Origin of the sequence: Salegentibacter salinarum (genome assembly GCF_900168115.1) — a bacterium.
Lineage (GTDB): Bacteria > Bacteroidota > Bacteroidia > Flavobacteriales > Flavobacteriaceae > Salegentibacter > Salegentibacter salinarum.
Genome location: NZ_FUZC01000003.1, coordinates 132532 through 146308, shown reverse-complemented (window position 1 = coordinate 146308; position 13777 = coordinate 132532). Strand labels below are relative to the sequence as shown.

The 13777-nt window shown below is 34.2% G+C and carries 7 protein-coding genes; 5 read left to right on the top strand and 2 right to left on the bottom strand.

Features of this window, described 5'->3' with window-relative positions; all coding sequences use genetic code 11:
- The first annotated feature begins 71 nt into the window (after positions 1–71).
- The 5 genes from B5X53_RS05270 (at position 72) to B5X53_RS05250 (ending at position 11359) form a co-directional block, all read left to right on the top strand.
- Positions 72–4508: a sacsin N-terminal ATP-binding-like domain-containing protein gene (locus B5X53_RS05270; RefSeq protein WP_079712198.1), complete on the top strand. Its 4437-nt coding sequence runs from the start codon at positions 72–74 to the stop codon at positions 4506–4508.
- Entirely contained in the window at positions 4492–7545 is a 3054-nt protein-coding gene (locus B5X53_RS05265; RefSeq protein WP_079712197.1) for a type I restriction endonuclease subunit R, read from the top strand. Before B5X53_RS05270 ends, B5X53_RS05265 begins: the two co-directional genes overlap by 17 nt.
- 41 nt (positions 7546–7586) lie before the next feature.
- A complete protein-coding gene (locus B5X53_RS05260; RefSeq protein WP_079712196.1) occupies positions 7587–9539 on the top strand; it encodes an AAA family ATPase in 1953 nt (650 codons plus the stop codon).
- Positions 9523–10509, top strand: coding sequence for an HNH endonuclease family protein (locus tag B5X53_RS05255; RefSeq protein WP_079712195.1), 987 nt, complete (start codon positions 9523–9525; stop codon positions 10507–10509). The genes B5X53_RS05260 and B5X53_RS05255 overlap by 17 nt, the downstream gene beginning before the upstream one ends.
- A 184-nt stretch (positions 10510–10693) precedes the next feature.
- A complete protein-coding gene (locus B5X53_RS05250; RefSeq protein ID WP_079712194.1) occupies positions 10694–11359 on the top strand; it encodes a class I SAM-dependent methyltransferase in 666 nt (221 codons plus the stop codon).
- Between the two features lie 56 nt (positions 11360–11415).
- On the opposite strand, the gene B5X53_RS05245 is transcribed toward B5X53_RS05250, so the two are convergent.
- Together B5X53_RS05245 and B5X53_RS05240 are read right to left on the bottom strand one after the other, a co-directional pair.
- Positions 11416–13377: a DUF2779 domain-containing protein gene (locus tag B5X53_RS05245; protein WP_232764126.1), complete on the bottom strand. Its 1962-nt coding sequence runs from the start codon at positions 13375–13377 to the stop codon at positions 11416–11418.
- Positions 13378–13438: 61 nt separating this feature from the next.
- Positions 13439–13771 (bottom strand): cyclic-phosphate processing receiver domain-containing protein, encoded by a 333-nt coding sequence (locus tag B5X53_RS05240; protein ID WP_079712193.1) that lies wholly within the window; start codon positions 13769–13771, stop codon positions 13439–13441.
- Positions 13772–13777 lie beyond the last annotated feature (6 nt).

The window sequence follows — 13777 nt, the reverse complement described above, 5'->3', positions numbered from 1 at the left end:
GAAGGAATAGAACTAATAGACACTTCGGTGTTAGGAATGTAAAGTTGAGGTAAAATTATAAGATTGAATTAATGAACATAAAAGCCAGTGTAAAAGAAATACTAGAAACAAGATTGAATGATCTGAAAAATCCTAAAAGTCTTGTTAGTATGTATGGAATTGAAAAGCAAACCAATCAGGGCTATAATGGTAGGCAACTACTGGAACTCTTTCAGAATTGTGAAGATGAAGGAGCTACAGATGTTAGAATTTTTCTAGATACTGAGAATTGTGTTTTGAAAATAAGTAATAATGGCAATCGGCCATTTTCTATTAAAGGATATAATTCTATTTTTTACCCTGGCCTATCGGCAAAAGTTTCATCAGGTTACATTGGAAATAAAGGTTTAGGTTTTCGATCAATTATAAATTGGGCGGATGAAATAAGTATCATTAGCAATGATTTTAAGGTAGTATTTAGTGAGGCTTTCAAGAAAGATATTTTAATCAACGAATTAGAATATACAGATGAAAGCTTACAAAGGATTAGAGAGGAAAGAAAGTTCAATAAGAATGTTCTGCCATTACCTTTTCTAAATAGCTGCGAGATCAAGGATCTTGACTTCCCACATCAATACACTACCACCATAGCTATAAAGTATAAAAAAGCTTTTGAAGAAGATGTCATAAAGCAGTTAAGGTCAATAAGTGAAAAAACCCTATTATTCCTTAGAAATATTAACACTATTCGTATTGAGGGCAATGTTATACAGAATACAATTTCAATAGGAAGGAAAGCAATAGATGATCATCACACTGAGATAAATTACAATGGTCACAAGTACTTCGTTCTAAGTAATGATGGAGAAATAGATAAAAATCTGCTAGAGGATATTGAATCAACTGAACCCAAGAGGTATAGTGTGAAGATCGCTTATAACAATGATTTATCTTTCAGGGATGAGGTTATGTATAATTATTTTAAAACCCAAATACCTTTTGAATTGCCTTTTGTTGTACATGCTAGTTTGGAGCTAGACCAAAACAGAAATCACAGTACTGAATCAAAGGTAAACTCGTTCGTTCTTGAAAAATTATTCGAGCTTCATCTTAGATTTATTGAAGTTTTAAAAACAAAGCTTTCAATGTCGTGGTTACCCTTTCAAGCTATAAATAATAAGGATTTTGATGTGTATAAGCCTTATTCTGAAATGATCGATGAATTCTGGGACGAATACAAAGTTTATCCAACTTTGTCTGGAAAATATGGAGCTTCAGGTCAAGTGGTAAACTTAGGGAATAAGATCTCTAAGTTTCTGAAAAAAAACTCTCTAGAAGAATATTGCAAATCTCAGATAATGTCTTCTGAGAACATTATTAGACCTCTGCAATATGTTAGTAAACCTGAAAATTATACTGAAATAATTGAATTTATTGCGAAAGGTTTGAATATTCAGCAAAGAGCAACTTTTATAAAACTTCTTTTAGATAGTTACCCTAATAACAGATTTTGTGTGTTAATAGACGAATATGAAAATTTGATCAAAGCAGAAGATTATGTCTATACAGATAAGACTGGTGAAAATAAAGATCTTAAAGTTCCCTCATTTTCAAATATTCGGTTTATCCATTCTTCTCTCTATAGAGCCCTAATTGAAGAACTGGATTTATCATCAGAACCGAATAAATCCAGGACATTAAAAGATAAGCTAGAGAGTATATCTGATGTGCATTCATTTGAACCCCAGACTGTAATAAAAAAGATAATTAGCGAGACAGATAATTACTTAAAGAAGAATAATCCTAAAGCAACTGAAGTAATAATCGAATTCTTTCAGAAATTATATTATAACTACAAATTAAGGCCGGATATTCCTAAACTTGATTATGATTCTAAAATCCCTTGTCTGAACAGGTCAGGCCAGGTCAGAGATATTAGAGAACTTGTTTTATCAGAAGAGTTTGAGATAGGAAAAGCCAATAGGACCATTTTTAATTTTACTTATCCTGATGAATTTGTTATATCCAGAATTGAAGATATAGGTTTAAAAGATCAGGATTTAGATGAGATAGAGGTATTTTTAAAATGGTTAGGTGTTAATAGTTTTTTTTCCTTGAAATTAGAATCCTCTAATATTCCAAATGAGTATCTCTCTTATATTAGAAATCGATATGGTCGAAGTATTGATGTTTATCAGCTATTCTACTTGGAAAGCTTTGAAGAGATTATAAACGATAAAGGCATAGATATAAACTCTATAATTGCATGGCTTTCAATAGATGAGCAAATAAAAGGTATTTTCTCTAATTATAGCATCATCTTTTCAGATAAAGAAAAATTAATTTATCATCATTATGGGCAAAAGAAGCTATCACCATTTAAAAATTTTATTTACTTTTTAATTTCAACTCGATTCCAAATTGAAAATTATCTCATCACAAGTAAAAGAAATGAATGGTTTAACCCATTCAAAGTAGATTACGAGTATTTGAATAATATCAATCCTGACCTCGAAAAGATGGAAGTAGATAGAATACTTTCGTTCTTTGGAGCTAAGAAGGATTTTAATGAGCTAGATATTGAATATCTCAAACAAAAAACTCAAGAATTAGCTAACAAGAGGAAACCTAAAGGCGCGCAGGTATTTTATAAAAATTTAGTTGGTCATTATAAACAAAACCAAAAGAAATTATTGAATGTAGACCTTTATGCAAGAGAGGGGAATAATATAGTTGTAAAAGATTCAACCGAGATATATTACAGTGATAGGATCCAACTCCCGGATTCTTTAACTAATGATTTTCCAATTTTATATTATCCATCGAGATCAGGAGGTACTACTGCCATAGAAATGTTTGGTTTAAAGAATTTAAATGATCTTGATTTGGATGTAAAAAGCCTAAAAATCAATGAATCACTTTCAGAGGGTTTTCAACAGTTCATACAGGAAATTAAGCCATTTATATTAGCTTTTAGACTAGATAAGATAACGAAAGAGGAAGAAAAAAAGCGGCAGGTCCAAAGACTTAATAAACTGAAGATCATATGTTGTGAAGAATTAATTTGTGAACTTGAGATAAAACCATTTAAAATAGAACCATTTGATTATGTGTTCAGTAATAGTCAGTATTATATAAACATCCCCTCTGGTATTGATATATTCCAACTTAGGCAAATCAAAAAATTCAGAGATAATTTGTCGGATGTATTTCTCAAGGTATTTGATACTTTAGATGAAAAAAAAACATTTGAATCTTTGATTTTGCAATCAACTCAAGATAATATTTATGATATAAATAATGAGTTGGCTGAGGGAATATTAGAGGAATCAAAAATATTACTTGGTGAAATAAGTGTTCGATTATCCATTTGGAAATCCATTTTTGCTTTGAAAAAAATTGAAGTTCAAGAACACTTAGACGAGAATAACCTTGAAGAAATTATATATCGATTTTTCCCGGATTTAGATAAGGAATTGTTATTTGTTTCGGATGATAATATGGATCATCTTCAACGAATCAAAAAAGTTTTTGATGTTTTAGGCTTAGACTTAATCGATTATAATAATTCATCCGAATATAAGATCTCGTTTGATAAAATTTATAATAAGGAGTTTAAGGAATATTATAACAGCATTAAGAAAAACCTTAAGGATCAAATCTGGTACTATCTTTCATCAAAAGAAATTGCAATTCAAAAGCAATTTCTAAAGGAGTTATATAAAATTGAACATTTATTTGATACTCATCTATTCGTTGAAAATGCTTCCAGATATAATTTTGATAAAATTATTATTTCAGAGTTAAAGAAAGAATACCCCTTAATAAATTTTGATTTGAATAGTGACCAGTATCCGAATTATGACTTAACCCATAAAAAGAACATCTTACCTCTGTCTGAAGATGAAGAACTGGAGTTAAGGAAAAACGAGGTTTTAAATAGTTTGAGCTATTTTCATGGACAAATGGAATTTATAAAATCTGAACTTGGAAAACTTACCGTAAATAATGAGCAAACTAAAACTGATGATTATAATTGGGATATTACTGGAACTGGAGATTTAGTGCACGATTTTGAAATAGAATTAGGTGTCCAAGCCGAAGGAATAAAAAACAAAAATGGACCATGGTTGGGAGATAAAAAGGAATTAAGTCCTAACCAAAAGAAAAAGCTCGGGAATAAAGTCGAAAAAATTGTTGAGGAATATTTATTGAGTAGACCAGATTTATATACTCAAGTTGAGCATATTGCCAAAACAAATGAGGGGGAACATTATGATCTAAGTTACTATGATTCAGCAGAAGAGAAAACTAAATACGTGGAATGTAAATTTTATAATGGATCCTCATTTTTAATTAGCAGAGAGGAAAAAAGATTTGCTGATGATAATGAAGATCAATTTGAACTTTGGTTAGTAAATAAGGATTCAAAAATCTTCTGCGTCAAAAATATTATACTTCTTGGTGAATTACAGCCGGTTAATTACCGCGTTAATATAAAATTGAATGAGTATGCCATCTCAAACTAACGAACAAGCTTTAGAAGCCGCCATCCAGGAAACTCTTTCCGGGATAACCATCGAAAAGATCAAAGAGCAGGATCCCAATGCAAATATCGCAGAAAAATCTGAGCAGTATCTTTTCGGGAATGGTTATTATATAGGTAACCCAAATGACTTTGATGCGAAATATGCCATCGATAAAAGAAGGTTCTGGAGCTTTTTGGAAGAAACTCAAAAGGAGGAACTGGAAAAGCTACAACGGCACGGTGACTGGAAATTAAAGATTCTGGAGCGGTTGGACAGGATGATCAAAAAATATGGCGTATTACAGTTGCTTAAAAAAGGTTTGGCAGTAGATGATGCACATTTTACATTATTTTACCAGGCTCCCTTGGCTAGTAGCAGCGACCGGGTAAAAAAGCTTTTTAAGGATAACCAGTTTAGCGCTACCCGGCAATTAAGATATTCTGTAGAGAACCCACGGGAGGAAATCGATATCGTAATTTTTATAAATGGTCTGCCTGTTATTACTGCAGAATTAAAGAATCACTGGACTGGGCAGAATGCGAAAGTCCACGCACAAAAGCAATATAAGTATGATCGCGATATAAAACAAACCTTGCTAAACTTCGGTCGATGCCTGGTGCATTTCGCGGTAGATACCGATGAAGTTTATATGACCACCAAATTAAATGGCGGCAATACCTTCTTTCTTCCCTTCAACAAAGGAGACGATAATGGCAAAGGAAACCCGGTAAATCCTAACGGTCATAAAACAGCTTATCTTTGGGAGGAAGTGCTTATTAAAAAAAGCCTGGCTAATCTAATTCAGCATTTTGTGAGACTTGATGGAAAAGCTAAAGACCCTTTACATTCCAAAACCTTATTCTTCCCAAGGTATCACCAAATGGATGTAGTAAGGAAGACCATAGACCACGCCGGGCAAAATGGTGTTGGTCAAACTTATCTTATTCAGCACTCGGCAGGTTCAGGAAAATCGAATTCCATTACCTGGGCCGCGTTTCAGCTTATTGAGACCTATCCCGAGCTAGAAGGAATTCACGGTAGTCAGGGAATGGAAAAGCCTTTATTTGATTCTGTCATAGTCGTAACCGATAGGCGCTTGCTGGATAAACAGATACGAGATAACATTAAAGATTTTTCTGAAGTTAAAAATATAGTAGCTCCGGCCTATTCTTCCAAAGAATTAAGAGATAGCCTGGAAAGCGGAAAAAAGATCATCATTACTACCATCCAAAAATTCCCGTTTATTATAGATGGTATTTCAGATTTAAGCGACAAACGTTTTGCAGTGGTTATTGATGAGGCTCATAGTTCCCAAAGTGGATCTGCTCACGACAAGATGAACCAGTCGATGGGTCAGCAGGCACAGGAAGAAGATGAGGAAGATGTGCAGGATAAGATCATAAAAGCTATGCAGGCAAGAAAAATGCGCGGGAATGCCTCTTACTTAGCTTTTACGGCTACACCTAAGAATAATACTTTAGAAAAATTTGGAGTAAAACAGTCGGACGGTTCCTTTAAGCCTTTTCATCTGTATTCTATGAAACAGGCTATTGAAGAAGGTTTCATCCTGGATGTGCTGGCGAATTATACCACCTATAAAAGTTATTACGAGATTGAGAAATCTATAGAAGATAATCCCCTATTCGATTCTCAAAAAGCGCAGAAGAAATTAAAGGCTTACGTAGAAAGTCATCAGCAAACTATTGATACTAAAGCCGAGGTGATCCTGGACCACTTCATTCCGAATATTGTCAATAAGAAAAAACTCAAAGGAAAAGCGAAGGCCATGGTGGTCACTCAGAGTATCGTTTCTGCTATTCGATATTATAAAGCCTTAAGCAGGATTCTAGAACAAAGAGGAAGTCCTTTTAAAATACTTATCGCTTTTTCAGGATCTAAAACTGTAGACGGTATTGAATACACCGAAGCCGATATGAATGGTTTCGGCGAAAAGGATACCAAGGAAAATTTCGATAAAGACGAATACCGCATCCTGGTAGTCGCCAATAAGTATCTTACCGGTTTTGATCAACCAAAACTTACCGCAATGTATGTAGACAAAAAACTACAGGGTGTATTGGCGGTTCAGGCTTTATCAAGATTAAACAGGTCGGCCGATAAACTAGGGAAGAAAACTGAAGATATTTTTATCCTGGATTTCTTTAATTCTACTGATGATATCAGGAATTCATTTGATCCTTTTTATACGGCAACTTCTTTAAGCGCAGCTACAGATATTAATGTACTCCACGAAATAAAAGAAACTTTAGATGAAACCGGGATTTACGAACAGCAAGAGGTAGAACTTTTCTGTGAGAAGTTCTTTATGAAAGAGGATGCCCAGAAGTTGAGTCCGATTATTGACCAGGCAGCATATCGCTTTAATACTGAACTGGAACTGGAAGATGAAGATAAAGCCGATTTTAAGATTAAAGCCAAGCAGTTTGTAAAAATCTACGGCCAGATGGCGGCTATTATGCCTTATGAGATGCTGACCTGGGAAAAGCTCTTTTGGTTCCTGAAATTTCTGATACCAAAATTGATCGTAAAAGATAAGGATGCAGATAATCTTGATGAATTATTAGAGTCAGTAGATTTATCTACATACGGTTTAGAGCGCACAAAACTCAATGACTCTATAGGGCTGGATGCAACAGAAACTTCTGTAGATCCGCAGAACCCGAATCCGCGTGGAGCTCACGGAGAAAAAGAAGAAGATATCCTTGAAAATATTATCAAGAATTTCAATGAAAGATGGTTCCAGGGTTGGGAGGCCACACCTGATGAGCAACGAATGAAATTTATTCAGTTGAGCAAACATATTCAGGAGCATCAGGATTTTCAAGCTAAGGTAGCCAATAATACCGATAAGCAGAATAGCGACCTCGCATTAAAAAGAATTATTGAAGACGTTATGAGGAAACAGCGAAAAAATGAACTTGATCTTTACCGTTTGTATGCCAAGGATGATGCATTTTACCAAGCATTTTTTGATACGATGAAGAGGATGGTGAGTATGAGAGAGAATAGAAATTAAACACAAAATATTCGTCATAAAAACTATAACTATTATGAATAATGGAAATTAAATTTGTTTGGATTCAGGACTACAGAAATATAAAAAATATTGGGTTTAATTTTAATAATTCTAATGGTGACCAATTCGAATATGATGGACAGAACTTAAGGATTTCCCAAAACCTAGATACAACACCTAAGGGCTTTTTTAGGGAGAACATATCAAGTATTACTGCCATTGTAGGTAAAAATGGCGCGGGTAAAACAAACCTTAGTGAGTTCTTGTATTATAACCTTGTCCATGTCAGAAATGGAGCATTGGCTAGATTTCCAACCGGTAAGGGAATTTTAATTTTAGAAAAAAAAATATTCATTCAAGAAACTTTAAAATTAGTAAATGAAAAAAAGCTTCAAGAAGAGGGATATGAAGTAGAGAGATATGAATTTAATCCGCTAGATAAAAAGGGAAACCGAGACTGGTTTAAAATGGAAGCTAATAGATATATCTACTATAATCCGCTCCTTGATATGAGGTTTAAGGATTGGGTCAGCGGAAATGATAATATTCAAGATATAAGTACAACATACCTTTTAACCAGTGATATTTACAATTCGAGTAAACACTACAACAATTCTCAACCTTATCGTGTACAAAAAAGAACAGAGAGGCTTTTGGCTTATAGTAGAAACGAAAAACTTAGAGAATCGGATTTAATTTTAAATTATTCAGAAATTGCTGAATTTCTTCCTAATCATAGTGATATAATTTCTTTTTCAGTTGATACTATTAGAAATAATCAATTGTTAAACTTAGAATACTACGGCCGTGAAGAAGCCTCTCGCGATAAAAACAAGCAGAATTCAAACGAAATTTATCATTTCCTTGATGATTTAGAAAAAAACATTTCTTATCAATTAGAAGAATACCATAAAAAAGAAAATGAATATACTTCATTATACACTGTTCCTCTGGAGGTTAAGAAAGAATTATTCAAAAAAATATTCTATATTACTTTTTTCAGAGCCTATTGGAAAATCCATGCATCCACTTTAACCGCGAAGCTTTTAGATGATTTTTTCACAAAAGGGAATTCTGAATTTGGTGATGATAATTTAGACACTAAACTTAAAGCCATTGTCATTAATTTAGATCAGATCCTTGTAGACAGTGGGTTTACAGTCAAAAGTAATGTAATTGTTCATGATCAGACAGATGATGAAAAATGGGAGGATACTTTTGCGGCTATTTTTAACAAATTTGAATTATCATTAAATAAAAAACAGAAACAATTCAAACGTATTATTAGTAATTCAAAATCTCTTCTAAAAGATAATCTCCACTTTCATTATCAATTTGAAAATAATTATAGTTCGGGTGAGCAAAAATTACTCAACTTTTATGCTCGATTATTTTATGCGAAGAACGAAATTAAGTTTAGGGAAAAAAATAACTATAATACTCAAAGTAAAAGGATAGTATTATTCATAGATGAAGGCGAAGTAGGAATGCATCCCGAATGGCAACGGTTATTTTTTTCTAAAGCTATTGAATTCATTTCGCGATTATTTGATGAATATATTATTCAAATTATTTTCACAACCCATAGCCCTTTTATACTTTCAGAATTACCTAATAGTAATGTAATTTTTCTAAATAAAAATAAATTTGGAAATACCGAACTTGTTCAGCATAAAACTCAACATACTTTTGGAGGAAATATATACTCTCTTTTTGCTGATTCTTTCTTTATGGATAATGGAACTATAGGAGCTTTCTCAAAGAAAAAAATCGAGTGGGTTTTAACTCTGCTGGAATCTGAGCAGGATTTATCTCATGAAGAATCAAAAACAATTGAATTTATCATATCGAGAATTGGAGAGCCCATTATTAAAATGGAACTGGAAGAATTATTTAAAAGAAAAGAAGGCACTGCAGAAATAGATGAATTAAAAAACAAGATTAAAAATTTAGAAAAGGAATTAAGAAACAAGACTAATGATCAAACTGAGTAAAGATCCTGTTATAGCAAAGGAGTACGCAAGACGTATTCTTACTGATAAGGGAAATTACATCTCCCCAAAGACTAAACTGGAAAATTGGATAAAGTCTGCTTCAAATGGTGGGGATAAAAGAACAATGGAATATGTTCTAGAAAATCTCGAATATATCCTTATTTCGGAACCTAAGATACTACAAGAAATAAAAGATCATATGACAAGTTCTGGACTATTTACCCATATTTATGATACCAATGGTTCGACTTTAACCCCTCTGGGGAAAAAGATAGACGACTTTTTTGGTTATGACCGTTTCCGTAAAAGTGCGAAGGCTGTATGGTTGTCTAAAAAATTGAATATTAAATCTTGTGTGTATTGCAATACACAATATGGACTAACAGTAGACCACAATGGAAAAACCAAATTGTTGTTCCATATAGACCATTATTTCCCTCAAAAAATCTATCCCTTTTTAAGTCTTTCATTCTACAATCTTATACCGTGCTGTGCCAGCTGTAATATGTCAAAAACAGCTAATGAATATAATCTTTCTGATAATATTCATCCTTATGAGGAAGATGTGCACACCATTGCAAAATATAAAGTGGATAAGGGAACTCTAACTCGTTACTTAATGAATCTTGACGAAGATGATATTAAAATTAAACTAGAATTAAGAGGAAAATATCTAGGTAACAAACTATTAGAGAAAAAATTAAACCATTTTAAAAGTGAGTTTAAGTTAGAGTCGCAGTATAGGCAATTCACAGATATCGCAGCCGAAATATTCCTCAAAAGTGTCTATTATAATTCTTCTCGAAAAAAGGAAATTATTAATTTTTTCAAAACTACTCATAGTATAAATATAGATGAGGAATTAATCCATCGATTTATTATTGGTAACTATACAGAGAATAAAGATCTTCTTAAAAGACCACTTGCAAAGCTTATGAAAGATTTAGGCGAACAGGTTCATATAATTTAATTTAAAAGATGTCCTAATGTTTCCTTACAAAATCTCACTTTAAACGAGCTCTAAAAATGTCTAAATAAGCTCTGCTATACCAAAAAGAGGAGTACGGGAACGGCAAACTAAAAGATCCTTTTTTGGTGGCGGTTACCTTGTCTTACACACATCTTTAAAGTAAAAAACCAATTTTCTCCTTCAAATGACAAATAATAAAAAAATAACAAAACCGTGGCCAACTAAAGATGCCATGGCGCAGATCTATGAAAAAAACCTTTGGGGTGGTAAGAGATCTGAATTTTACTCCGGTTTGGGCTCCCATCGTCCTGAAATTGTAAACCCGTATATCGCTGTAATATCAGATTTTTTAAAAAATTTTGAAACTCCTCCGGTGGTTTGCGATCTGGGTTGCGGTGATTTTAATATTGGAAAAGAATTGGTGAAATACTCCAAAAAGTATATTGCAATAGACATAGTTACAGATCTTATCGCGCATAATAAAAAAGAATTCAAAGCAGATAATTTAGAATTTCACTCATTGGATATCGCAGAAGATGAATTGCCTGCCGCAGATTGCGTTATTCTAAGACAGGTTTTACAACATTTATCTAATGCTGAAATAAAATCTGTTTTAGGAAAATTATATGAATTTAAATATGTAGTTCTAACCGAGCATTTACCAGAAGAAGATTTTGAACCAAATAAGGATATTATTTCCGGCCAGGGAATCAGACTAAAAAAGCAAAGTGGTGTAAATCTTTTAGAGCCTCCATTTAACTTTATAGGTAAGGAAGAAAAACAGTTATTATGTGTTAAATCTCCCGGTTTTAAAGGTGTATTAGTAACTACTTTGTATAAAGTATTTTAAAAAGCAGATGTTAACTTTCCTTCAGCAGGTGTTATTAACTCCCTTAAGAATATCTTCTAAAAATAACACACTTCCCTAAAATACTCATAGATCATCACCATCGCTAAAGTATCCAGCTCGCAGTAGCGGAGCAACGCCAGATTGATGGCTTCTCTTTCAGGGGCAGAAAGATCCGGGAACTGCAATTTCTGGTATGCAAATAGGGCCGCTCCCCCATCGGCAATCTCGGGGATGCTTTCTGTTATTTCTTCCAGCTTATCACTGTCCCAATTCTCAAACACCGGAGGTAAAGCTTTGTATGGACTCACAGCCTTTCCGTTCTCCATTCTTAGAAAAATATGGTCGGGGTCAAAATTCTTGCTGCTCACATCAATTTCCGACAGGGGTTTTTGATATTTCTCCAATAAATAGCTACTGGAGTGCAGCACCGCTGGCAAAACGGCTTTTATGGAATTTGAACCACCCGTTCCCGGATCGTAATAATATTTTACCACGGTTTTCTGCAGGTCTATCATATCCCTCTCTCCTTTCCAGCTTTTTGCATTCCTGCTTGTGTTATGGCTTATGGTTTCTATGAATTGCAATAACTCCTCTTTATCCGGTTCAGCCGAATTTCGCAGCTGATCGTAAATTACATTTACAATCGTATTCTCGTGATTGTGATATCTAAAAACATTTCCGTCATTACTCGTAAGAGACTTCTTTAAAGCACGGATAAAATCGAAATTTGGATATTCTCCCGGTTCAGTATTTAAGTATTCGTTGAAATGTTCAACTCTACCATCTTCGTGCACTATATGATGACTAAACTGGAAAGCCAGCTGTTCGTAGGGCCTCATATCTTTAAAGAAAGGAAGAGCAACGGCGGTGGTTTCAAAATCGATGAAGTTTAATGGGAATTTCCAGGAAGCCAGTTCTGCTCTCAGGTTTTCCAGATCAAAATAAGGAGAGTTATCATCTTGAACAGTTTTCTCAATTTGCAGCCATTGACGCTCAGATCGGCTAAGTTTCCCGGCTTCAGGTTTTACCGTGAAATCTTCTTCTGATATCTCTTTCATAAAGTATTTCCCTTCCTCAATAAGTTTTTTAGCCGGATTATACCAAACATCATAGATCTTTGGCTCATCTATAGCTGAAACCGGAAGTTTTAACTCCTCGGCCCAGCATTCGTGGAAACCACTTTTCTTTTTGGACGCTGGTTCGGACTTAAACTCACACCCTTTGCAGTGGCCTCCTATTCCTATAAATAGTTTCCGATCCTCCCGATAGTGACTCCTAAACAAGTTTAGCATTTCTTCAAAACTCAAAGCTTCGTCTATAGGATTCTGATTCAGAATCAGATCAACTTCAGCATCAATATTAACCTCACAGAGAATAGAATCTCCCAGATCTTCCTTGGTAAGCCCTTCTCTTTTCTCGATCCCAGTGCGCAAATTGGAGTCGGCCACTACTTTAAAAGACTGGTGAAGTCCGTCTACAGAAGTAACAGCATCCTTATTGACCAGCTTCAGGAAACTGGAGATCTCCAATTCGGGATAACAAGACTGCATCACATATTTCTGAAAAGCCACATCATACAGGTAGTGGTCAATCCCGCCTTGTAATTTATTCCCTTTTGAATTAAGGTAAGACTCATGTCGCTCTCTCGAAACAGATTTTGCCTTCACCTCCAGCAAGCGTACTTTATTTCCTTTTTTAACCAGGATATCTACCCGAATAAAAAGTCCGTTGAACAGAAATGCAGGTTCGAAAATCTTCACTTCATCCTGAGTCAAAAGTTTTCGTGTTTCATCAGCCAATTTCTGATAATCGTAATCATCACCAATAAGTGCAATACTTCTTGGATGTTCCATCCGCGCCAGTTCTTCTACCTGAAACCCACCCTGAGCAAGTTGCTCCAGGAAGCTATCGGTATCTGCACTGTTTTCATATTCCGGTTTTCGGGTATAGTAAAGTTTTGTTGGACAATCCAAAGCGAGTTTAAACCGGGATTTGGTAAGATATCGTGGTGATTTCAAAAGTTTTATTTTATGGTTCTAAAAAATACGATTTTGAGTTTTATAAAGTAAAAATCAAATACTACTCTTTTAAAAATTTTATATAATTATTCAGCAATCCCCTTATTTGATCAGCGGCTACCGGATTGGCGGAGTGGACTTTAAATTGCAATTCACGAAGGTCTAAACCCGATTCGTAAACAAGCCATTTCGCTGCCGCATAGCCATCTGGCGCAACCTCCCCGAGTTCATTCAAACCCAGATCATTGTCGAAGCTTATAAAGTCCGGTAGGCCATTTTTCTGAATATACGCCACAAACTCATCATAACTTCTTACCACCTCAAACTCTGATATCTGGATATAATCATAAACCATATCCACGGTGCGCAAATCATCGAGAAATAATTTCTTCATCATAGA